The organism is Flavobacterium orientale, from assembly GCF_014638005.1.
Taxonomy (GTDB): domain Bacteria; phylum Bacteroidota; class Bacteroidia; order Flavobacteriales; family Flavobacteriaceae; genus Flavobacterium; species Flavobacterium orientale.
Map to the genome: position 1 here is coordinate 38165 of NZ_BMFG01000002.1, position 24361 is coordinate 62525.

Below are 24361 nucleotides of genomic sequence, written 5' to 3' on the forward strand. Positions count from 1 at the left end.
ATTTATTTTTTTATTATTTTGTTGATGATTTTTTTATCACTAAAATCGATATGTAAAAAATACACTCCACTCTCTAATTGAGATAGATCAATTTTTGTCTTCGTATTTTGTAATGACTTAACAAATCTACCCGCCACATCATAAATTTGAATTGAATCTATCTCATCAAAATTAGATGGCACATAAAGAAAATCATTTGTGGGGTTGGGGTATAAATTAATTTTCATATCTGAACTAAAATTAGTAGTAGATAAGGTCTCTAAATAAGTTAAAGCATTAAAAGCATTTACTCTACCTGCTCCATAATATTGATCCCATCCCAAAATGTCTTCTGTAGGATTGCCAACTTGATCTTGAGCAGTATCTCTTAATATCGTTCTAATTTCTGTGACAGTTAGGTTAGGATTAATTGACAACATCAAACTAACAACTCCTGCAACTAATGGAGTTGCCTGAGAAGTACCTCCCCAATATGATCCATAATTAGTATTTGATGTATGAGATAGTCCATAAATGAAATTTCCGGGAGCAATTACATCAATGTGACTACCATAATTGCTTCCACTTGTTGGACTCCAAAAGAAGGGCACAGTTCTATGATCATTAGGGTTGGTTGATCCTACAGCTATCGTGTTTGCAAAAGCGGCTGGATAATAACTAATATTGTTGTTAAAATTCATCATACAAGCTATTACAGGTATATTTTGATTATAAGCCAAATTTATTGCATTTTCATAAGCAACAGAGTAGCCACTACCCCCAATAGATATACTTATTACATCTACATCTCGATTTATAGCATAGTAAATAGATGAAATTATATTTGAAGTAAAACCCGAATTATTTTGATTAAGCACTTTCAACGGTAAAAGTTTGCAGTTCCAATCTACTCCGGCATATCCAATGCTATTATTGGCATTTGCAACTGCTATTCCAGTAACATTCGTTCCATGACCGTGATCATCTGTGGGGTCGTTGTCATTATTTACAAAGTCCCAACCTACGATATCATCAACATATCCATTATTGTCATCATCTAATCCATTAGCTTGCTCTTGAGTGTTAAACCAAAATCTACCACTAAATTCAGGATGATCCATTTTAATTCCTGAGTCAATAACAGCCATCACAATGTTTGGACTTCCTGTGGTAATATCCCAGGCTTCAATCATATCCACATCTGCATCTAAAACAGAAGGGCTTAACGAGAATGTGCCGTTGTTATGTAAACCCCATTGTCTAAAAAAAAACTGATCATTTGGGGTTGTTGATAAAGGAATAAAACGTTCTAATAAATTTACATTTACATTTTGTTTTATACCGGAACCATGTGCAATGTAATCAGGCTCAACATAATCAAATAGATTAGTTTCCTCTAATTTTTTAATTATTGAGTCTATGTTAACCTCAGATTCAAAAACAACAACCAATGGATTTCCATTTAAAGTTTCAGAACTTGAAATATTTAATTTTTTTATCTCCTTTATAGCGTATTCATCAAACAAAAAGTTCAATTCTTCCAATTCATTTAAATTTGTAACAGTCTTTTGTGTGTCTTTTTTTAAACCTAAAATTATTCTACTTCCAGAAAATAACAGTTCCTGAGCATTCATACCAATTGATATAAACAACATTACAGCAATTAACTTTTTTTTCATATGTTTAGTTTTAAAAATTCTTCTTCAAGAAGGTTACAATTTAACTTATCAACGCCCCATTATCCACCCCATCCGCATCCGGATTTACAAAAACCAAATTCCCTTCGGCATTATTGGTCATTAAAATCATCCCTTGACTTTCAACACCACGTAAGGCTCTTGGTGCTAAATTCACTAGTACCGTAACTCGTTTTCCAACGACTTCTTCCGGGGAAAAATGTTCTGCGATTCCCGAAACAATTGTTCGGACATCAATTCCTGTATCCACTTTTAAAACCAATAATTTATTGGCTTTAGGCATTTTTTCGGCTTCTAAAATCGTTCCAACGCGTATATCTAGTTTTGAAAAATCTTCAAATGTGGTAGTTTCCTTTTGAGGCTCAACAGTTCTGTTTTCCATTTTGTTTGCAGTTTTTGTGGCTTCTAATTTGTCTATTTGTTTTTGTATTTCGGCATCGTCAATTTGAGCAAATAAAATTTCAGCTTGACCGATTTGATGACCTGGTTTTAACAATTCCGATGTTCGGGAAACTTTCTCCCAACTAATCGATTCAGTTTGTAAAATGCTAACCAACTTATTTGAAGTAAATGGTAAAAAAGGCTCCGACAAAATCCCCAAAGCAGTCGCGATTTGCAATGCCACATACATTTGCGTTTTTACCCTTTCAGGATCTGTTTTCACCATTTTCCATGGTTCTTCGTCGGCTAAATATTTATTTCCTAATCGAGCCACATTCATCAATTCGCCTTGTGCTTCTCTAAATCGGTATCGTTCAATTGAACTTGCAATCACGGCCGGATAGGCTTTTAATTCTGCTAAAGTCTGTTCATCAACTTCCGAAAATTCATTCGGTTGAGGAACAATTCCATCATAGTATTTATTCGTCAAAACAACTACACGATTTATGAAATTCCCATAAACCGCCGCCAATTCATTATTATTTCTCGCTTGAAAATCCTTCCAAGTAAAATCATTGTCTTTCGTTTCCGGAGCATTTGCTGTCAAAGCATAACGCAAAACATCTTGTTTATCCGGAAAATCAACCAAGTATTCGTGTAACCAAACCGCCCAATTTTTAGAAGTTGATAATTTATTTCCTTCCAAATTCAAAAATTCATTCGCCGGAACATTGTCAGGCAGAATAAAACTGCCTTCGGCTTTCAACATTGCTGGAAAAATAATGCAATGAAAAACGATGTTATCTTTTCCAATAAAATGAACCAATTTCGTGTCTGCATCTTTCCAATACGGCTCCCAATCTTTTCCTTCTCTAGCTGCCCATTCTTTGGTGGAAGAAATATACCCAATCGGAGCATCAAACCAAACATACAGTTTCTTGCCTTCGGCACCTTCCACAGGAACATCAATTCCCCAATCCAAATCTCTCGTTACGGCTCTCGGTTTCAAACCATCATCTAACCACGATTTCACCTGACCCAAAACGTTGGTTTTCCAATCATTTTTATGACCAACTAAAATCCATTCCTTCAAAAAATCATCATATCTGTCTAATGGTAAAAACCAATGTTTCGTTGATTTCAAAACCGGAGTTTCGCCCGTAATTGTAGATTTCGGATTAATCAAATCGGTTGCATTCAACGTTGACCCACATTTTTCGCATTGATCGCCATAAGCTTCCTCGTTGCCGCATTTCGGACAAGTTCCCACCACAAAACGATCGGCCAAAAATTGATCTGCTTTCGCATCATACAATTGTTCATTCGTTTCCTCAATAAAATCGCCGTTCTCATACAATTTTCTAAAAAAAGCAGAAGCTGTTTCGTGATGAATTTTAGACGAAGTCCGCGAATAATTATCAAACGAAATTCCGAAATCCTCAAACGATTTCCGAATAATTCCGTCATATTTATCTATCACTTCCTGAGGCGTAATTCCTTCTTTTTTGGCTTTCATCGAAATCGCCACGCCGTGTTCATCACTTCCGCAAATAAACGCCACATCTTTCCCCTGCAAACGCAAGTAACGAGCATAAATATCAGACGGAACATAAACGCCCGCCAAATGCCCAATGTGAATCGGTCCGTTTGTGTAAGGCAATGCCGCCGTAATCGTATATCTTTTTGGATTATCTATCATAAAATTTTGTTTATCGCCAAGTCGCAAAGCTGCAAAAAGGCAACTGTTAAAGTTTTCTGATGCAAAAATAAGTTTTTTATCGCACAGACAAGAGGCATTGGCTTTAGAGATTGCATTTTATTTTTTCAAGAAGCTATTCTGAGAGCGATTCAATTTCATAAAAACGTTGTTTCAAACAAGAAATAGTTGTTTATTTGTTAGATGAAAATCAGTGAATCATGAAAAAAATACTAACCCTTACACTGCTCTCACTATTTTTCAACGCAAATGCACAAATGGAAAAAAAAATGATTGTTCCTCCTTATTTACAAAAAGGCGACACGGTTGCCATTGTAGCCACTGCCCGAAAACATTTGAACGACGATTTGAAAAACATTCAAGAATTTCTTGAAAATTGGGGTTTAAAAACCGTGATTGGTTCCTCAATTGGTTTAGACAATAAGCAATTGGCAGGAACGGATGAAGAGCGGGCAAAAGATTTTCAAACCCAAATGGATAATCCGAATGTGAAAGCTATTTGGTGCGTTCGAGGCGGATATGGAACGGTTCGAATGGTTGATTTACTCGATTTTTCTAAGTTCAAGCAAAATCCAAAATGGATTATTGGTTTTAGTGATGTAACGGTTTTACATTCTCATTTAAATAATTTGGGTTTTCAATCCATTCACGGAATGATGCCGGTGAATATTCCGAGAGCTACACCCGAAGCCAAAGAAAGTTTGCGAAAGGCCTTGTTTGGAAAAAGCCTTTCATACATCATTCCTTATGACGCAATGAATAAAACGGGTGTTGCAAGAGGCGAATTAGTGGGTGGAAATCTTTCCATAATTTATAGTTTATTTGGTTCTGAATCTGCGATTGATTGCACCGATAAAATACTTTTCCTTGAAGATTTAGATGAATATTTATATCACATCGACCGAATGATGATGAACCTCAAACGCAACGGTTGCCTTGAAAGTTTGAAAGGAATCGTTATTGGAAGTATGACTAAAATGAACGACAACGACATTCCTTGGGGAAAAAATGCTTTGGAAATTATTCAAGAGGTAACTAAAAAATACAATATTCCGATGGTTTTTAATTTTCCTGCCGGACATATTCCTGACAATCGAGCGTTGATTTTTGGACGACAAGTTTTGTTGGAAGTTACGGAAAGCGGGACGATTTTGAAGTTTGAATAAAGTATAAAGAATGATGAATTTAGATTTTTATCATGGCAGAACACAACGAATTAGGTAAGTTTGGCGAAGAACAAGCGTTTGAATACCTTCAAGCAAATGGTTATGAAGTTTTGGAAACCAATTGGACTTTTCAAAAAGCGGAGGTTGATATTATAGCACAAAAAGAAAACACGCTTGCTATTATTGAGGTAAAAACCCGTTCTTCAATAGATTTTGGTTTGCCACAAGATTTTGTTAAACCCAAAAAGATTCAGCTTTTGGTAAAAGCAGTTAATGAATATGTCATTCAAAACGATTTGGATGTTGAGGTTCGATTTGACATCATTGCCATTCACAAAGAAGGTAACAACTTATCAATTGAACATTTAGAAGATGCCTTTTACTATTTTTAAGGTGTTATATTTGTAACAAATTGTATTTTAGTATTATATTTGTCAGGAAATAAATCACACAACTATGAAAACGATTTCTTCCGTTGTAGAACACTACATCAAAACTAAACCATTTTTATTGAGTGCATTGTCACAAGGAATCATAAACTTGACTTCTTTGGCAAGAAACATGATGCCTGAATTGGAGCAAGAATTGGGCAAAGATGTGAAACAAGGAGCTATTGTGATGGCTTTAAAAAGGTTGTCAGAAGATTTAGATTTTCGTTTGAACCACAGAATTTTAAAAGTGTTGAAAAACCTTGGAGAAATTACGGTTCGTTCCTCATTAACCGATTATACTTTTGCCGTTTCTGATACTATTTTAGACAAACAAGCCGATTTAATCTCTGAAATTAATTCCTATCAAGATATTTTTTATACATCCTCAAGAGGTGTAAATGAAACCAATATTGTAGTAAGTGATGTAGTAAGCCATTTGGTTTTGAAACATTTTTCCAACGAGCGTTTGTTTCAAAAACAAGATAAATTAGCTTCAATTACCGTAAAACTTCCAAAAGATAATGTTTCGGTTCCGGGAGTTTATTATTATATTTTTCAACGCTTGGCTTGGGAAGGAATCAGCATCAACGAAGTAATTTCTACCTCAAACGAGTTTACTGTTTTGGTAAGCGAAGAAGAAGTTGATTTGGCATTTAAAGTGATTAAAGATTTGAAGAGTTTGTAGGGTCCTAATTATCCAAACATCTCCATCAATTCCAACGCCTTTTTAACCGATTTCACGTTTTCAAAAGTCAATAACAAACGCAAACCGTTTTTGGTTTCTTTCTCTTTCATTTTACAGAGATTTCCGTTTTGTTGTACAAATTGCAATACTTTGTGAAATCGAGACGATTGGTAAAAATCACTTTGTTGATCGCCGACAAAATAACCAATCATTTTGCCTTGTTTTAAAACCAATTTCTCAATTCCAATTTGAGTGGCTTTCCATTTTATTCGGATGCTGTTCAATAAAGCAATAGCTTCTTTTGGTAAAGGGCCAAATCTGTCAATGAGTTTTTGCTCATAAGTCAAAAGTGATTCTTCTGTCTTAACAGTACTCAATTCATTATATAAATTCAACCGTTCAGAAACGTTGTTGATATATTCATCCGGAAATAACAATTCAAAATCAGAATCAATTTGGATGTCTTTTACATATTCTTTGGCATCACTATCCTCGTCAGTTTGATATAATTCCTTGAATTCATTTTCTTTCAATTCTTCAATGGCTTCATTCATGATTTTTTGATAAGTATCAAAACCAATTTCATTGATAAAACCGCTTTGTTCGCCACCAAGCAAATCTCCGGCTCCTCTGATTTCAAGATCTTTCATGGCAATATTGAAACCACTTCCCAATTCACTGAATTGTTCTAGGGCTTGAATGCGTTTTCTTGCATCGTCAGTCATGGCAGAATAAGGCGGCGTGATAAAATAACAGAATGCTTTTTTATTGCTTCGACCCACGCGACCTCGCATTTGATGCAAATCAGACAATCCGAAATTATTAGCGTTATTGATAAAAATGGTATTTGCATTTGGCACATCCAAACCACTTTCAATGATTGTTGTGGCCACTAAAACATCAAATTCACCATTCATAAAAGCCAACATCAATTCTTCTAATTTTTTGCCGTCCATTTGACCATGACCAATACCAACACGAGCATCGGGGACAAGTCGCTGAATCATTCCGGCAATTTCTTTGATGTTTTCAATTCGGTTATTGATAAAGAAAACCTGACCGTTTCTTTGAATTTCATAGGAAATGGCATCCCGAATCACTTCTTCACTAAAACCAATAACTTGACTTTCTATCGGATATCGATTGGGAGGAGGCGTAGTAATAACCGATAAATCACGAGCTGCCATTAACGAAAACTGTAACGTTCGCGGTATGGGTGTTGCGGTTAACGTTAAGGTGTCAACGGTTTCAGAGATGGTTTTCAGTTTGTCTTTTACATTAACTCCAAATTTTTGTTCTTCGTCAATAATCAATAAACCCAGATTTTTAAACTTCACATCTTTACTCACCAATTGATGCGTTCCAATGATGATGTCCACTTTTCCGTCTGCTAAACCTTTCAGTGTTTCTGACTTTTGTTTTGCGGTTCGGAATCTGTTGAGGTAATTGATGGTAACCGGCATGTCTTTCAAACGTTCCGTAAACGTTCTGTGGTGTTGGTAAGCTAGAATGGTAGTTGGCACCAAAATAGCCACCTGTTTTCCATTATCCACCGCTTTAAATGCCGCTCTGATTGCAACTTCTGTTTTGCCAAAACCAACATCACCACACACCAAACGGTCCATGGGTCTATCGCTTTCCATGTCGTTTTTCACATCTTGTGTAGCAGTTATTTGATCGGGGGTATCTTCATAAATAAAAGAACTTTCCAATTCTTTTTGCAAATAACTGTCCGGAGCATATTGAAATCCTTTTTCTAATCTGCGTTTGGCATAGAGTTGAATCAAATTGAAAGCAATGTGCTTTACACGAGCTTTTGTTTTTTGTTTTAAAACTTTCCAAGCATTGGAACCCAGTTTGTATATTTTGGGTGGTGTTCCGTCTTTTCCGTTGTATTTCGAAATTTTATGCAGTGAGTGAATGCTTACATACACAATATCATTATCGGCATAAACCAATTTAATGGCTTCTTGCGTTTTGCCTTCCACTTGAATTTTTTGTAAACCACCAAACTTTCCAATTCCGTGGTCAATATGTGTTACATAATCACCAACCGAAAGTGTGGTAAGTTCTTTTAGTGTAATGGTTTGCTTTTTAGAATACCCGTTTTTAATGCTGAATTTGTGGTAACGCTCAAAAATTTGATGGTCTGTATAAATTGCAATTTGAGCTTCTTCATCAATAAATCCTTGGTATAACGGAAAGACAATGGTTTTGTATTGCTTTCTTACATCTTCATGATTTTCTTCATCTAAACTTTCAAAGATGTCGTGAAAACGATTGGCTTGGCCTTCATTGGAACAAAACAAATAATTTTTAAAACCATTAAAATGATTTTCATTCAAATTATTCAATAACAAATCAAATTGCTTGTTGAACGAAGGTTGCGGTTGCATGTGAAACTCAATTTCTTTTGTGGAATTAAAAAAAGAAGAATTTCCAATTTCCACAATAGAAAAGTCACTTGCTTTTTTGCTGAAGAAATGTTGGTTTATGAATAATTCATCCGGTTTAGCATGGTTGACATCTTTGGATAATTTTTGAAATGCTTCGGTAGCTTTGTCAAAAAGTTTGTCCAATTGTGACAGAATATTTTCTGTATTTTGAATAAAAAGCACCGTTTTAGGATGGATGTAATCTAAAAAACTTTCTCTGTTTTCTTGTAAAAATTTGTTTTCTACATTGGGAATAATGGCAATTTTATTTTGCTTTTCTAAGGAAAGTTGGGTTTCCACATCAAAGGTTCGAATGCTGTCCACTTCATTTCCAAAAAACTCCAAGCGATAGGGATTGTCGTTAGAAAAAGAAAACACATCAATAATCCCACCACGAACTGAAAATTCGCCTGGTTCTGATACAAAATCAACCCGTTTGAAATGGTATTCAAATAACACTTCATTTATAAAGTCGATTGTGGTTTTATCGCCAACACTAACTTTTAATGTGTTTTTATCCAGTTCTTTTCGGGTAACTACTTTTTCAAAAATAGCTTCGGGGTAACTAACAATAATCGAGGGTTTTTTTCGAGAATTGATTCTATTTAAAACTTCGGCACGCAACAACACATTGGCATTGTCGGTTTCTTCAATTTGATAAGGCCGTCTGTACGAACTTGGGTAGAATAAAACATCTTGATCATTAAGCAAATGTTCCAAATCATTCAGATAGTAAGCCGCTTCTTCTTTGTCTTGGAAAAGCAATAAAAAAGGTAGTTGCTGTTTTTCAAATACTGACTGAAGTACTAACGAAAATGAAGAACCCACTAAGCCTTTGACTTGTAGTTTGGCTTGTGGCTGTTCTAAAGCAGTGGCTATCCAGTTTACTTTGGAAGACTTGGCATATAGCGAAAGAATATCCGATTTATTCAACTATTTCTAAGTTTTTAGGAACATTTTTAACGGCTCTTGAAGTATCTAACATCCGAAGTAAATCGGCTTCGCCTTGTTCTTTTGGCACTTCACTTCTTCTAACAAGCTCTTCTAGTTGTAATTCAATAGAAGCCAATTGTTTGTTGATTTCATTGATGAAATAAATGACTTTTTCATCAGGAATATCATCCAGATTCATGTATAATTCTAACGAGCGAAATTGTGTGGACAAGACCAAAAACCTACTTTTAAATTCCGGAATTAAAAGTGAATTCGGAATTGTTTCGACCAATACTTCGGCTTTTTTTGTTAAGTCTTTTGATTTGTTTTGAAAGGCACCAATAGAACTGGTTGGTTTTTGATTTAGTTCTGTAAAAAACAAACGCCATTCCGACCAATCTCCAATTAAGGCTTGAGCTTTAGGTTGCAATTCGATTGTTCTAAAACGCCATGAATTATTGATTTTATTGAAGATAACTTCTTTCTTTTGTCTTTCTTTTTCTTGTGCTATCAATCGCTTTTCGTTGTCATCTTTACAGGAAACGAATAGGGTAATTAGAAGCAGAAAAAGGGCTAGTCTTTTAATCATCTGAAATGAATTAGTTTTCAAAAATACAAAGGTAAACAGAAACTTTACGCAATGTTGTGAAGACTTCCATAAATTATTATAAATAGATGGGATAAATCAGCAGCAAAATATCACAAACTCTTTGAGGGAAATTATTTTTTCCACTTACGAAAACGTTATATTTGTAGTCAAATTTTACCACTTTTATGAATACAAAAATCCTTATTATTGGAGCTTGCGGTCAAATAGGCACAGAGCTAACCCTTCAACTACGAAAACTTTATGGCGTAGAAAATGTTATTGCATCCGACATTCGAAAGTTGAATAATGACGTGGTGAATGATGGGATTTTTGAAGTATTAAATGCTTTAGATTTTAATCAGATTGAACATATTATTGAAAAATATCAGGTAGAAGAAGTGTATTTAATGGCCGCTTTATTGTCGGCTACCGCAGAAAAAAACCCTGCTTTTGCATGGGATTTGAATATGAATTCGCTTTTTCACGTGCTGAATATTGCTAAAGCCGGTAAGATTAAAAAGATATTTTGGCCTTCGAGTATTGCGGTTTTTGGACCCACAACACCACGAGAAAACACGCCGCAGTTTACAATCATGGAACCCACTACGGTTTACGGAATTTCAAAACAATCCGGTGAGCGTTGGTGTGAGTATTATCACCATATTTTTGGAGTAGATGTTCGAAGTGTTCGTTATCCTGGATTAATCAGTTGGTCAACTCCTCCGGGTGGTGGCACAACAGATTATGCGGTTGATATTTATCACAAAGCTTTAAGTGACGGTAGTTTTGAATGTTTTCTTTCAGAAGAAACTAAATTACCTATGATGTATATGGAAGATGCGATTAGAGCTACTATTGAAATTATGCAAGCTCCAAAAGAGCAAATCAAAATACGGTCTTCTTATAACTTAGCAGGAATTAGCTTTACGCCGAAAGAAATTGCTGCTGAAATTACTAAACATATTCCTGACTTCACCATTTCGTATGCTCCTGATTTCCGTCAAAAGATTGCTGACAGTTGGCCGGCATCTATTGATGATAGTACAGCCAGAACGGATTGGAATTGGAAGCACAACTATGACATGGAAACCATGACGGTTGAAATGCTGGAGAATCTAAAGCACCAAATAGGGTAGTGGCTATTATCGTTTAATTACTTTAACTACTTTTTGCAATTGGTTTTGTTCTAAACGGATGATATACATCCCACTAGGCAAAGCTGATAAATCAATTTGATTGGTTGTTTGTCCGGATTTTACTTGTTGTCCAATTGTTGAATTTACTTCATACTTAATGTCCATTCCGGTTGAATTGCTAACATACACTTGGTCAGCAGTTATCGTTGGATAAACCGTTACGGTATCCCAAGTAGATTGTGTGATACTTAAAAGATTCCAATTGTCTTGTGCCGGTGGTCCCGACCAGATTAACGTGGCAATGTAGGGATTGTCAATAAACGGATTTCTATTTCCTTGCCATTGTTCTAAAATGTTGTTGCGGTTCATTTCATATACAGAAACCGGGTCTTCGGCATTCCATTGCAGAAAGATATCCGGCATGTCGCCTAAAGGACTCAATGCTGTGGAGCCTGCACCGACATTAGTTGGTAAGCATTGACTTTGGTACCGCACATACATGTACATTATCATTCGGGCAATATCGCCTTTCCATTCGTCTCCCGGATAAAAATCAGGACCTATTGTTCCTGCATTTCCGGAACCTTGAGCAAATTTTCTGTTACTTCTTGCTGAGTTCATTTGTGAATCACTCGCTCTTAAATTGTGTACGTCAGAACCTGCAAATTCATAGCCAAGATTAGGCTGGCCCAATGAACGAGCAAAGATGTGTTCTCTATTCCATAAACCGATACAGCTTGAGGTGGTACAATTGGCATCAACAGAACGGGTTCTGTCGTTAAAAGTCTCTTGGTCATTGTCATTGTATCCATAAACCAATAACACTTTTGTGTTGTCAGTTGGGTCAAGGTCTGTCATTTTTATGGCAACCCATGTTTCAGGAGTGTACACTAAAAAAGTTTGATGGGTGAATGTAATCAGGTTTGAAAGTTGGTTTTTTATGGTCTCCGGCGGGCCATTGAAATTGACAGAAGCGTAGTATTCAGGGACTTGCCCAAAACTTAAGGCAACAAAAAAATAGAAAAACAATAGTATTGTTTTTTTCATGATGTGGTATTTTGTGAATGGGCACACTTTCACTTTCGTGGAAGCGTTGTATTTGTTTTTGGAACTACAAAAGTACAATGCTCTACTTTAAATCAGGCAAAACAGTTGTTAAAACTTAGGTGATGAAATGCTTAACTGTATTAAAATCAATATAATACAAAAAAACCGCTTTATGGGATAAAGCGGTTTTTCCTATAGAAAAGTAGATTTGGAGCTACTCTTGAACAATTGGGGCTCTTAGCGATTCTAAAACGGTAACTACTTCACCAATCAATGTTGGATCGGTTACGCCGTTTAATCCGGCTGCAGCTCCAACATAGCCGATGAATTTATCGTAGTTGGCATTTGTAGATTTTACTCCCATTCTTGGGTTGGTTGCCGGGTTGTGGGCATCTACCATGTTTAAACCACTGTAGGTATTTGTAGCACCTCCACCAGTATTAGCAGAAAAGAAATCGGTTAAATTCTTGCTTAATACGGCAACATTTGTAGTGTTTCCTGAAAGTACTTCACCTACTACCGGGGCAAAATGGGCACCTAAATTTCCGTTAGCTCCACTAACGATATCGGCAACAATTAAGGTGATGGTACTATCTACCACAGAGCGGTAGCTCAATCTACCTTGTTCAATCATTACTGCAGGGTTGTTTGGGTCGGCTACTTTTGTAAAACCTCCGAGTTTTTCATACAAACTCAATTCGGCCGGAGTGCTATTATCGTCATCGCTGCTGCAAGAAACGGATAGCGACCCCAGTCCTAAAAACAAGGCGAATAAAGCCAATTTAGAATACTTAGTCATAACATTTAAATTTAAAGATTAATTAAAAATTCGTTGAATGCCGCGTGAGAATTTATAGCTAATGCTGTTTGTATTCATCGCGGGGCATACTTTTTTTGAAGCTATTTCATCGGATATCGTAAAACGTTCTGCGTTGTAGTTGCCTTTGGCTTGCAGTTGGTTAAAGACCCCTTCAGCATCAACAATTTGGTTGTCGTGATAAAAAACGACTACGCCATTTTCAAGGTTAAAGCGGTCATTTTTAACTCCGGGAATGGATTTCAGATTGCGTCTGATTTCTTTCATCTTTAAAGAATCCAGAGGTTCTTTGAAGTCGATTCTGCTTATCTGATAGGTAGCATTGTCCAGTTCAACCGGTTTAGCCGTTGCAATGTGAACCACTAAAACAATAAATAGAGAAAGGAACACACCCAAGGTGCATGCTAAAGCAATTTTAAGTGATTTATGTAATTTCATAACCAAGTGTTTTTAGTTTGTTTCACTTAGTTACGAGATTACAACCGGTATGGTTTTAAAAAAGTAAAATTATTTTTTAAGTTTTTGAATAAGTAGTGATTCCAAAGAATCTTTAGCTTTAATTACTACGTCGCTGTTTTCGTTTGGAATGGTCATGGAAAGTACGTAGTGTTTAATTTTCCATTGGTTGTTTTCGTTGGTCAAAATACCGCTACCTCTACAAATTTTCATTTGGGTATTCAGTAATTCGTCAAACCAAGCTGTTTTGCCATCGTCTGTAATAAAGACATTGCGTTCTAAGGTTGTAAAGCTCCATGCCTTTCCGCGGTCAAAATAGGGTTTGGAATAGGCCATAAAATCGGTTTTGTTCCAATTTTCGGTGGCGTCAGTTCCGATGAAAATGGCATCTTCGGAGAGTGCGTTAAAATAGTTATCAAAGTTTGCTTCAGCAGCGGCTTTGTGCCATTGGTCAACCAGTGCGTTTATTTCGTTTTTGGTTTCTTCTACAGGTTTTGGGGAGTTGCAACTGAAACATATCAGTAGTATAAAAAGGTACTTTTTCATCGTTTGATTATTTATGCTGTTTTTTTGAATGGTAGTTCAAATGTAATTAATTATTTGATTTGAATTTTAATTCAATAGATGGTATAGGTTGAAGTTATTTTTTCTTTACCCCAACCCTAAAGGGAGCGAAAAAATAACTTCAACCTATACCATCTACCCTACTCATCTTCACTAAGGGCAGGGTGGTTCATTATTACAAAGTGCATGTAATTGTGTTTTGTGATGTGATTGTACTTATTTTACAGTTTTTCATCGTGTTGTGACAAATCCAGTCCGATTAGTTCTGATTCTTCTGAAACCCGAAGTGGAATAATGCTGTTGGTTATTTTGTATAATAAAATGGCTCCAAAGAAAGTGAAAGCGGCCACTAAAACCAAGGCTATCATATGATGTAAAAACACGGACCAACCGCCATACAGTAAACTGGCATTTTCTCCTTGAGCGAAAATGGCCGTTAGAACCATTCCCATAATTCCGCCCACTCCGTGGCAAGCAAAGACGTCAAGGGTATCATCAATAGCTTTTAGCTTTTTCCAGTAGAGCATTTTGTTGGAGGCAATTGCTGCGATGAATCCGAAAAATATACTTTGTGGAATGGTGATGAAGCCTGCTGCCGGGGTTATGGCTACGAGTCCGACAACGGCTCCGATGCAGGCACCTAAAGCAGAAACTTTTCGTCCGTGAAGGCGGTCAAAGAAAATCCAAGTCAGCATGGCGGCGGCTGAGGCAACAGTTGTTGTTGCAAAGGCTAAAGCGGCGGTGCTGTTTGCGGCTAAAGCGGAACCGGCATTGAACCCGAACCAACCAAACCACAGCATCCCTGTACCTAGTAACACAAAAGGGATGTTGGTAGGGATGTGCTCGCTGTTTTTGCGTTTGCCCAGTACTAATACACCGGCTAGTGCGGCAAATCCGGCACTCATGTGTACGACGGTTCCTCCGGCAAAATCTTTTACGCCAAAGTAGCTTCCCAGTAAACCGTTGGGGTGCCACACCATGTGACAAAGTGGGGTGTAGATTAACAAGGTGAACAGACAAATAAACAGTAGGTAGGAAATGAATCGTACGCGTTCAGCGAAAGAACCCGTAATAATTGCTGGTGTGATTACGGCGAACTTCATTTGAAATAAGGCAAAAAGGATGAAAGGGATGGTGGACGCCATTTGACTATGAGGCAACACGCCTACTTGGTCAAAGAAGGCAAAATCGAGAGGGTTTCCAATGATTCCGTAGTGCGTGCCGTTTAGGGTAAAGCCAATTGAGGAGCCAAATGCCAGGCTAAAACCTACTACTACCCACAGCAAAGTTACTACACCAAGGCAAATGAAGCTTTGAAGCATGGTTGAAATGACGTTCTTTTTACCCACCATTCCGCCATAGAAAAATGATAATCCGGGCGTCATGAGTAGTACTAAACAGGAGGAAGTTAACAGCCAAGCGACATCTGCTGTGACGATTGTATCTGCCGCATTGAAACCTGTTTCTGCTAAAGCTTCGGTAGGTTTCCAGAATAAACCACTGATGGCAACCAAGCTAATTAGGATAAATGAAATTACCCATCGTTTTTCTATTTTCATGTTGACCCCTATTTTTTATAGGGTAAAAATAATCAAATCATTAAATATTTACTTAATACCCCTATATAAAAATGTCCATATAGATAATTTTTGTCATTAATATAATTAAAGGTTGCTTTTATTAAGATATTTAAAAAAGCACTGTCTGAATTTAGGTAACTATTGCTAAAAGTGCCTTCATTGTGGAGTATGGGATATGTTAGTTATAAAGTAATAACGCTATATGTACGCTATAAGTACGCTATGACTACGCTATACCTATAGGATTTCTCAAACTAATTTGTATCTTTGCTGTCGATTAAAAATTTTAAAGACATGGCAAGACAAAAAGGAATAATAAAGTTATCGGGAACTATTGGTGGGATAAATTTTTACGAAACCAAGGATGGTTCTTTTGCGAGAGAAGAAGGTGGTGGTTTTAACAGTGAGGCCATCAAGACTAAAGATAGCATGGCACCTGTGCGGGAGAATGCGAGTGAATTTGCACAGGTTTCACGAGTGGGGAGTTTATTTTGCAGGGGATTGCTGCCTTTTTTGCAGACTTGTAAGGATACAAAACGTTACAGAAGGATGGTAAGCTTGTTGCAAGAGATAAAAACGTTGGATGCTGTTTCTGAACGAGGGAAGCGAACCACTACTTTGGGTTTGGCTACTCCGATGGGGAAGAAATTGTGGTGGGAGTTTGATTTGACAGAGCGTTCGCCGGAGGATTTATTGCCGGGGACGTATCAGGTTGCTGCCGGGTCTACCGGTTTGACGGTAAGTGATTTAGACTTGAGTCGGTTGGTTTTTCCTAAAGGGGCTACGTTGGTAGAGTTGCGGTATGGGGTTTTGGACGTAGATTTTACTGCTTTGACTTTTCAACTTCATATGGCTGCTCCTTTGTTTTTGGATAAGGATTTTGCAGACAGCTCTGTTTCGTTGGCATTGGATGGTGGTATTGTGATGACGGGGACTTTGTTTCCGGTGGTGGGTGTGCGGTTTTATCAGGTTGTTGGTGGTGAAAAGTATTTGTTTAAGGAGGCGATTTGGCAGGGGGTGCGGTTTATGGGGGAGTAGGTTGCGGGTTGCGGGTTACGGGTTGCGGGTTGCGGGTTGCGGGTTTTTTAGAGTGACGGACAATGAAATGGGATAGGAGACTATCTATTTTCCACAATTCTCGATGTAGTCCTTTACAAAACCTTGTATTTCTTTTCGGTTGTATTTTTTGGCTTTGAGGGAGGGAGAGCATCGAATAATCAAGATGTTGTGTACTGCCTTATTTTGTTTACCCTTTTTAATGGCAGGTAGGCCAGTCTGTCTAGTTAGAAGCAAAATCAGGGCGTGTGAGCTTAACCGGTTTTCAGATTGAAACGGGGATTGCTACGAAGTCATAGCCTACTAAGAGCAACGTAGCACTGGGCAGACTTAATGGAGCCGGGGAGTATCATGGCATTAAGTAGGCTTCGAAGAGCATCGTGTTAGACTTCGAGCGGCAGGAGAATAAGAAACTAAATAAAATCTACAGGAGAAGAAATCACATAAGTATACTCTTCTCCTGTTGACTAATTAATTTTTTAATTTCCTCGATAGGTTGAATATCCAAATGCAGATAGCGTTATAGGAACATGATAATGACTATTGTCAGTTATTTGAAAGACAACTTCTATAAATGGATAGAAACTTTCTGTATTATTTTCTTTAAAATAATCACTGGTGAAATAGGTTAGTTTGTAAATACCGTTATTGTTTTTTTCTTGACTCAAAAAATCTGAGATTCTACCATTTTTATCTGTTATTTTCTCATCAACAAAGGTCCATTTTTTGTTTTTTTCATTCATTTTTTCGAGTTGAATAGTGACCCCCGAAGCCGGCAAACCTTTTGAAACATCTAAAATATGACTGGATAATTGATAGGTTTTTGTTTGAGAAAAGGAAGTCATTGAAATTAAAATAAATAGAAACGTCAGGATTAAATTTTTCATAGTTTATGTTTTTTAAAATAAAATTAATTAGATGATAGAATACCAAATTCCGGAATCGAAGCCGATTTTGCAATAGCATCATCATTTTCAGGACTACCTCCACCCGCAACACCAATACTTCCAATAAGCATTCCGTTATGCCATAGTGGAACGCCACCACTTAATAACAATAACTCGGGAAGTGTATTTAAATTTTTAGTATCATTATTGCGTTCTGCATTTCTTACTAGCAATAAGGTTGACGTTTTAGTAGATAAGGCGGTATAAGCTTTTCGTCTGGCTGCTTCAGTATTATGCGGACCAACACCATCGCCTTTTGTGAGCAAAACAATAGTTCCTGAATGATCTAAGACAGCAATAGAAACATTTTTTGAGAGGCGTTGGGCTTCTTGATTAGCACGTTTCATCAATTCAAAAGCAGCATCTTGTGTCAATAAATCAACAGTTTTTATATACTTATTTTTCTGAATTGGTTTTAACTGCTCTTGTACTTTCTTTTGACTAAAACCCAATGTAGTTATAAAGACAAACAAAAAGATTAAATATTTCATAGTGTATTTTTTCTGCAAAGTTACTTTACAGAAAAATCACAACTGTTGTCCTATGTCAACGTTTTTAAAGCTTCGATTTAATTCTACTTAATGTTGAAGGGGAAATTCCTAAATAGGAAGCTGCCATCTTATTAGAAACTCTCAATAGTAATTGAGGTTGATTTTTTATAACCCAACGAACTTTTTCATTGGCATTAAAACCCTGAAACCCGTAAATTCTTTTTTGGGCTACAATAAATCCAAGTTCAAGAATTTCGGTGTAAATTTTAGCAAATTCAGGATATTTATTTACTAATTTATAAAAATCTGATCTACTCACATAAAGCAATTCAGATTTTTCAATAGTTTGCAAAAACTCCTCAGTGGGTAGTTGATTAATAAAACTAGGAAGAGCGGTAACAAGATTTCCCTCATAAGCAAAATACCTTGAAATTTCTTGTCCCTCATTTGTAATTGTAAATAACCTAACGCATCCCTTGTTAACGAAGTAATAGTTGGTTGCAACGTCATGGTAACTGATTAAAATTTCGTTTCGTTTGGTTTTGATATATCTGAAATGCGAGCAAATATGCTCAAGTGATTCTTGATCAAATTCCGCTTTCCCATTTAAAAATAGTTTTAATGTTGAATACATTTTTTAAATTTATGAAAATAAAAAGTAGTACCGATTGTAAGTTTAGTATATCTAGTCTTTCAGACGTAATCACTTGTAAATATAGTCAATTAAGTTGCTCTTGTTTATTAAATATTCTTTGTACACTTACAAGTAATCCTAAGAGATGAAAATAAAAAAACACCGGCAAAAACCGGTGTTGAAAAAGCAATTGTATCAAACGAAAACGTTCTACGCCTAACAAATGAAAAGCACGAAAGTATTCCAATTGCATTTTTGTTGAAAAAAATAAAAAAACTAAAACTTATTATCTTTTTTAGCAAGACTGTCTATCTTTAAAAAAATAGTCTTCTTAAGTTTTCTGTAATGCGACAAAAAGGATTCAATGTGTATTTTGAAATCCACAAAATCATTGAAGTAAAAGGTTTCACACTGAATATCATCGCATTCATTCATGCCTTCTAATTTGATGGAAAAATTGTTTAAACGCGATAAATAAACCGCATTTTCCAATTGTTTCACATTTAGTTGTAACAGCAGCTTATCCGAAATTAAATCCTGATTGGACTTATTTTGAGGCGTGGCTAGGAAATTTTTAAAAAAATTAACCTCTACCTCAATACCTTCCAGTTCTTCTCTCCAAAGTTTGATATCACGATCAAGAAATTGGTGTTGAATGGTATCTTGATTGTAAAATTTCTTCAATAAATTCATAAAATTCCAATTATAATGGTTGTTCTACTTTTGTAATTCTAATGGTGTTTAATCCCGACGGAAACTCCCATTTCACTTCATCGTTTTCCGCATACCCAAAAAGAGCAAGTCCCATTGGAGCCATGACCGATAATTTATTCTGAGATAAATCACTTTTTGAAGGGATCACTATTTGAAATTTCTTTTCGCCGCCAAAATCGGTTTTTATCGTTACCACAGAATTAAGGCGAATCACATCCAAAGGCATCTTAGACGAATCTAAAACCATTGCTTTTTTAATTTCTTCCATCAATTTATCAAATGATAATCGGTATGTTTTATCTTTTCCATTATGAATAGTTGAAAAAAGCGTTTTTAAAACTTCCAGTTCTTTTTTGTCAACTACTACTTTTTCGTACTTCATGATTTTTTTGATTATTATTTATGGAAAAATACCTCGTTGAATGTAGGCTGTTTCAATTCTTTTTATGGCTAAAATATATGCTGCTGTTCGATGGTCAATTTGATCTTCGTGAACTAAATTTTCTACTTTTTTGAAAACTTCGGTTAATTTCTTTTCAATTTTTACCATTACTTCGTCTAATGGCCAAAGTTCACCGTTTCTGTTTTGTAGCCATTCAAAATAACTTCCAATCACACCTCCCGAATTACAAAGAATATCCGGAATAATCGTTACACCATTTGCCAATAAAATTCGTTCACCTTCATTATTTGTTGGTCCGTTTGCTCCTTCGGCAATTACTTTCGACTTAATTTTTCCTGCATTTTTTTCGGTAATCTGATTACCTAACGCCGCCGGAATAATGAAATCACATTCCAATCCGAAAAAGTCTTCCGGTTCCATTTCAGTTCCTCCTTCAAACCCTTTTACCGAACCTTTTCTTGGTTTACTATGTTCGTGTAAATTCGCCACAGAAATTCCATTTTCATTAATCAAAGTGGCATGAGCATCTTGAACAGCGATTAAAATAGCACCATCATCTGTTAAGAATTTTGATGCCCAATAGCCTACATTTCCAAATCCTTGCACTATGAATTTTTTACCTTTTAAGGTTTCATTTCGTCCTTCAAAAAGTAATCGTAGTGTAATGTAAACACCAAATCCGGTTGCTCTGTCACGTCCTTCTAGTCCACCTGAACCTACTGGTTTTCCGGTGACTACGTGTTTATTGTTTGATCGTTCCGAAGGCGATTTTGTTGACATAAATGTATCGGCAATCCAAGCCATTGTTTGTTCATTTGTGTTCACATCCGGAGCAGGAATATCATATTCCGGTCCGATATTTTCGCCCAGAGTAAACGTAAATCGACGGGTGATTCGCTCTAATTCACTTAAAGAATAATTTCTAGGATCTATTTGAATTCCTCCTTTTGCTCCACCATAAGGCAAGCCAGCCAACGAGGTTTTCCAGGTCATCCACATGGCTAACGCTTTAGCATCATCAACATCCACAGTAGGATGATACCGCAATCCGCCTTTGTACGGTCCTAATGCGTTGTTATGTTGCACACGGTAGCCGGTGAAAATTTCAATAGAGCCATCATCCATTTTTACAGGAAAATGAATAATGATTTCATTATTTGTAATTGATAAAATTTTTCGAATATTTGGATTTAAATTCATTGAATCGGCGGTTTTATCAAACTGCTCAATTACGTTATCCAACATTGTTTTCTGTTTTTGTTCTTTTAAAATTTCCATTTTCTGTTTATTTTTAACTATATTCTTCACATTCTATTTTCTCGTTTTGCATCCAAACACAATTGTTGTTGTTCAAACAATTGCTGCAGATGCCAAACACCATTATTTTTTTTTCAAAATGAGATGGCATTGTGATTTTGTTCTCAAAGTTCATTTCTGCCCATAGCATTTCTTCCCCTTTCTGAAAGGAGGGTTTATTTAAAATTTCCATAGTAATTATAATCTAGTTTCGACCTAAGCTAAGCAAGGTGCATGCCAAAGGAAATTTACAACAAACATATTGCTGATAGTCAATTGATTATGGAATAAGTGTGAAATAGAGATGAATTTTCCACCGAGGAATAAAGTCTCGACCGGTTCATTTCTCCCCGATTTTACAGCAGTTTTTGACGAAGTGTTTTCCGGTCAATTTGAAGAATCTCTGCCGCTTTGGTTTTGTTGTTGTTTACAGCTGATAACACTTTTAAAATGTATGCTTTTTCAATTTCGCGAAGTGGTTTCAAATAATCACTATCTGATGGTTGTTTGTATTTTAATTGTTTAGGTATTAAATCAACATCGATTTCGTGATCACACATCACAATTAATCGTTGCATGATATTTTCTAATTCCCGAACGTTTCCCGGCCAATCATGACGGGTTAGAATGTCTATTGCTTTTGGAGTAATGGTAATGTTCGATTTTCCATATTCTTTTTCATATTTCTTTATGAAGGTATTGATTAATGGTACTACATCCGATTTTCGATTTCGTAAAGGTGTCGATTCAATACTCACCACATTCAATCGATAATATAGATCTTCTCTGAAAGTTCCGGATTTAATCATATTTTGTAAGTTGCTATTGGTAGCAGAAATAATTCTAATTTCAATTTTTTCTGGTGTTTGAGAACCAACCATTGTGATTTCTTTTTCTTGCAAAACCCTCAATAATCGACTTTGAACTGTTAAAGAGGCATTTCCAATTTCATCTAAAAAAATAGTTCCGCCTGCAGCCACATGAAACAAACCTTTTTTCGTTTCATTTGCACCGGTAAAAGCTCCTTTTACATAACCAAATAATTCCGATTCAAGTAAAGTTTCCGGTATTCCACCACAATTTACAGTTATAAATGGTTGTGATGCAAAACGACCATTGTAGTGAATTGCTCTTGCAATAAGTTCTTTTCCGGTACCGCTTTCACCTTCGATTAAAACAGTTACACGATTGTCTTTTACACGTTCAATTACGTCAATTAATTTGAAATGTTCTTCAGAATCACCTACAATTCCGGCATAAAATGTTTCTTTTAAAACTTTTTTCTCGATAGATTGATTCGAATTTTGAACAGCATTCTTCAAACAATTTTGAACTGCTTTTTTTAATTCTTCACTTGTAAAGGGTTTGATTAAATAATCTAAAGCTCCTGATTTTACTGCGTTTATCGCCGTATCAACAGATGGAAAACCAGTGATAACTAATTTTGGAATGGAAGGAAAATGTTCCGAAGCATATTTGATTAATTCTATCCCATTAATTTCCGGCATTTGCAAATCGGTAATCAGTAAATCAATGGAAGTTGATTTTAAAACCTCAATTGCCTCATTTACTGAAGAAGCTTTGTATGTATGAAAATTAAATGATTTCAAATTGCGTTGAAGCAGTTCCAACATATCATAATTATCATCCACAATTAAAATATTTTCTTTTTTAAGTTTCATGATAATTATTTTAGAGGTAATTTAATTCTGAAAATTGTTCCGTTAGGATTGTTGTCCAATGTTTCAATAATTCCTTGATGACTTTTTATGATGCCATGCACAACACTTAATCCCAATCCGGTTCCTTCGCCAAGCGGTTTTGTGGTGAAAAACGGTTCAAATATTTTATGTTTAATTTCATCTTCAATCCCTTTTCCGTTGTCTTTAATTTCTATAACGAAATGACTTTCGGTTGAAAAAACATTCACGTGAATTTCACTTTTTGGAGGTGAAACATAAATGGCATTTAAAAGTATATTAAACAAAACTTGAGTAAGTTGAATGTTGTCAATTTGTGCTTTAATGTCATCATCCGCAAAACTAACTTTATAATTGATGTCACCTTTTTTAAAATTCGGACCAAGCAATGTTAACGCTTGCATAATAATTGGTTTGACAGGAAAAACATTTTTATTTTGAGGCATTTCGCAGGAAAAAAACATAAGATTTTTAACTATTTCACGAGAATAAATGGCCGCATTTATAATTTTTGAAATATCGCGATCAATTTGAGGATTGTTGTTTTGTTGCTTAATCAATTCGGCGAAGCCTAAAATATTTCCAAGTGGTGTATTCAATTCATGAGCAATTCCGGCGGTAATTTCACCTAAAATTGATAATCGATCCACTCTTTCTGCACTTCTTTTTAAATGAGCTTCTTTAATTTGGTTTTCCTTTTTTTCTAAGAAGAAACTAACTTCATAACATACTTTTTTTAATAATTTTTTTTCATCTTCCAAAAAATCATTTTCAGTAAAATCATCTGCAGGGTAATGAATTTTTATTTCGCCAACAACGCTATTTTCAATGAGTAAATAATCTTTTACAAAAATTGTATTTTCTAACTTTTTATTAGTAGAAAAATACAACTCTTTAAAAAAAACTTCGACAATGGCCTTTTCGTGGAAACGCCAGGCTTCCTTCAGTCTCCATGCAATCGCAACAACTACTTCTTCGTTAGTCAACTCAAGCTGATTAAGAATATTAGTCACTTCATATAGACAACTTAGTTCTTTAATTCGCTCTTTTAGTTTTTCTTCTGTTGAAAATTCGCTCATCGTTACATCATTTGTCATGGTTAATAATTGGGTACTATTTACCCACTTCAAAGATACCTAATCTATTTTATTGAAAAAATTATTCGTTGAAGTTTAGAGCTTTCCTTCAAAGCAATAATTTTCCGAAAATTGTAGAACGTAGTTCTTCAAAGTAAAAAGATTTAATTAAAAACCGTAAACTTTTTTAGGACAATACATTGGGTTGCTGCCTGATTTTGTTTTCCCTACCTAACGGCAGGCAGGCCCAGTCTGCCTAGGCAGAAGCAAAATCAGGACTTGTATCGTTATTTGGTTTTCAGTGCTGCCTGATTTTGTTTTCCCCAGCCCTAAAGGGAGCAAAATCAGGACGTGTATCGTTATTTGGTTTTCAGTTGGGGGTTGGGTTGCCGGGAGGCACATAAAAAGATTTGTGCGGCGGTATTTTTTGC

The 24361-nt window shown here is 35.8% G+C and carries 23 protein-coding genes; 5 read left to right on the forward strand and 18 right to left on the reverse strand.

The annotated features are described in order from the left end of the window. Positions 1-2 precede the first annotated feature (2 nt). Positions 3-1658 carry a S8 family serine peptidase gene (locus IEV15_RS02690; protein WP_188360967.1) on the reverse strand — a complete coding sequence of 552 codons (1656 nt, stop codon included), beginning with the start codon at positions 1656-1658 and terminating at the stop codon, positions 3-5. Between the two features lie 40 nt (positions 1659-1698). Continuing rightward, complete coding sequence (gene metG, locus IEV15_RS02695; protein ID WP_188360968.1) at positions 1699-3756, reverse strand: methionine--tRNA ligase; 2058 nt, start codon at positions 3754-3756, stop codon at positions 1699-1701. A 287-nt stretch (positions 3757-4043) separates the two neighbouring features. On the opposite strand from metG, the gene IEV15_RS02700 reads away from it, so the two are divergent. The 3 genes from IEV15_RS02700 to IEV15_RS02710 all read left to right on the forward strand — a co-directional run bounded on the left by IEV15_RS02700 (position 4044) and on the right by IEV15_RS02710 (position 6056). Continuing rightward, entirely contained in the window at positions 4044-4940 is an 897-nt protein-coding gene (locus IEV15_RS02700; RefSeq protein ID WP_188361339.1) for a S66 peptidase family protein, read from the forward strand. A 32-nt stretch (positions 4941-4972) separates the two neighbouring features. Continuing rightward, entirely contained in the window at positions 4973-5332 is a 360-nt protein-coding gene (locus IEV15_RS02705) for a YraN family protein (RefSeq protein WP_188360969.1), read from the forward strand. A gap of 64 nt (positions 5333-5396) precedes the next feature. Further along, entirely contained in the window at positions 5397-6056 is a 660-nt protein-coding gene (locus tag IEV15_RS02710; protein ID WP_188360970.1) for an ACT domain-containing protein, read from the forward strand. A gap of 8 nt (positions 6057-6064) precedes the next feature. Here the strand turns inward: IEV15_RS02710 and mfd are convergent, their stop codons facing one another. Continuing rightward, on the reverse strand, positions 6065-9370 hold the full coding sequence (gene mfd, locus IEV15_RS02715) for a transcription-repair coupling factor (protein ID WP_229734092.1): 3306 nt from the start codon (positions 9368-9370) through the stop codon (positions 6065-6067). 46 nt (positions 9371-9416) lie between these two features. Next, complete coding sequence (locus IEV15_RS02720) at positions 9417-10013, reverse strand: hypothetical protein (RefSeq protein ID WP_188360972.1); 597 nt, start codon at positions 10011-10013, stop codon at positions 9417-9419. A gap of 185 nt (positions 10014-10198) precedes the next feature. Here IEV15_RS02720 and IEV15_RS02725 point away from each other — a divergent pair, with 185 nt between their 5' ends. Further along, positions 10199-11149, forward strand: a complete 951-nt coding sequence (locus IEV15_RS02725) for an L-threonine 3-dehydrogenase (RefSeq protein ID WP_188360973.1) — start codon at positions 10199-10201, stop codon at positions 11147-11149. Positions 11150-11155: 6 nt separating this feature from the next. Here IEV15_RS02725 and IEV15_RS02730 read toward each other — a convergent pair whose 3' ends face one another. From IEV15_RS02730 to IEV15_RS02750, 5 genes are all read right to left on the reverse strand, one after another. After that, the gene (locus tag IEV15_RS02730) at positions 11156-12196 is read right to left on the reverse strand and encodes an endonuclease (RefSeq protein WP_188360974.1); all 1041 of its coding nucleotides are present in this window, start codon (positions 12194-12196) and stop codon (positions 11156-11158) included. A 214-nt stretch (positions 12197-12410) separates the two neighbouring features. Then, the gene (locus IEV15_RS02735; protein WP_188360975.1) at positions 12411-12995 is read right to left on the reverse strand and encodes a globin family protein; all 585 of its coding nucleotides are present in this window, start codon (positions 12993-12995) and stop codon (positions 12411-12413) included. Between the two features lie 18 nt (positions 12996-13013). Next, positions 13014-13451 carry a hypothetical protein gene (locus IEV15_RS02740; protein WP_188360976.1) on the reverse strand — a complete coding sequence of 146 codons (438 nt, stop codon included), beginning with the start codon at positions 13449-13451 and terminating at the stop codon, positions 13014-13016. Positions 13452-13520: 69 nt separating this feature from the next. Continuing rightward, a complete protein-coding gene (locus tag IEV15_RS02745; protein WP_188360977.1) occupies positions 13521-14015 on the reverse strand; it encodes a nuclear transport factor 2 family protein in 495 nt (164 codons plus the stop codon). 239 nt (positions 14016-14254) lie between these two features. Beyond that, on the reverse strand, positions 14255-15592 hold the full coding sequence (locus IEV15_RS02750) for an ammonium transporter (RefSeq protein ID WP_188360978.1): 1338 nt from the start codon (positions 15590-15592) through the stop codon (positions 14255-14257). A 315-nt stretch (positions 15593-15907) separates the two neighbouring features. Here IEV15_RS02750 and IEV15_RS02755 point away from each other — a divergent pair, with 315 nt between their 5' ends. Next, complete coding sequence (locus IEV15_RS02755) at positions 15908-16651, forward strand: hypothetical protein (protein WP_188360979.1); 744 nt, start codon at positions 15908-15910, stop codon at positions 16649-16651. A gap of 497 nt (positions 16652-17148) precedes the next feature. On the opposite strand, the gene uraH is transcribed toward IEV15_RS02755, so the two are convergent. The 9 genes from uraH to IEV15_RS02800 form a co-directional block, all read right to left on the reverse strand. Next, entirely contained in the window at positions 17149-17556 is a 408-nt protein-coding gene (uraH, locus tag IEV15_RS02760) for a hydroxyisourate hydrolase (RefSeq protein ID WP_188360980.1), read from the reverse strand. Between the two features lie 23 nt (positions 17557-17579). Next, positions 17580-18107: a heme-binding protein gene (locus IEV15_RS02765; protein ID WP_188360981.1), complete on the reverse strand. Its 528-nt coding sequence runs from the start codon at positions 18105-18107 to the stop codon at positions 17580-17582. A 64-nt stretch (positions 18108-18171) separates the two neighbouring features. Beyond that, complete coding sequence (locus IEV15_RS02770) at positions 18172-18741, reverse strand: Crp/Fnr family transcriptional regulator (RefSeq protein WP_188360982.1); 570 nt, start codon at positions 18739-18741, stop codon at positions 18172-18174. Positions 18742-19017: 276 nt separating this feature from the next. After that, entirely contained in the window at positions 19018-19434 is a 417-nt protein-coding gene (locus IEV15_RS02775) for a hypothetical protein (protein ID WP_188360983.1), read from the reverse strand. 10 nt (positions 19435-19444) lie between these two features. Then, positions 19445-19837 (reverse strand): GreA/GreB family elongation factor, encoded by a 393-nt coding sequence (locus tag IEV15_RS02780; protein WP_188360984.1) that lies wholly within the window; start codon positions 19835-19837, stop codon positions 19445-19447. Between the two features lie 18 nt (positions 19838-19855). After that, the gene (locus IEV15_RS02785; protein WP_188360985.1) at positions 19856-21136 is read right to left on the reverse strand and encodes a Glu/Leu/Phe/Val family dehydrogenase; all 1281 of its coding nucleotides are present in this window, start codon (positions 21134-21136) and stop codon (positions 19856-19858) included. Positions 21137-21149: 13 nt separating this feature from the next. Continuing rightward, positions 21150-21347 carry a hypothetical protein gene (locus IEV15_RS02790; protein ID WP_188360986.1) on the reverse strand — a complete coding sequence of 66 codons (198 nt, stop codon included), beginning with the start codon at positions 21345-21347 and terminating at the stop codon, positions 21150-21152. Between the two features lie 163 nt (positions 21348-21510). After that, positions 21511-22836 (reverse strand): sigma-54-dependent transcriptional regulator, encoded by a 1326-nt coding sequence (locus IEV15_RS02795; protein WP_188360987.1) that lies wholly within the window; start codon positions 22834-22836, stop codon positions 21511-21513. 5 nt (positions 22837-22841) lie between these two features. Then, complete coding sequence (locus IEV15_RS02800; protein WP_229734079.1) at positions 22842-23951, reverse strand: sensor histidine kinase; 1110 nt, start codon at positions 23949-23951, stop codon at positions 22842-22844. Between the last annotated feature and the right edge of the window lie 410 nt (positions 23952-24361).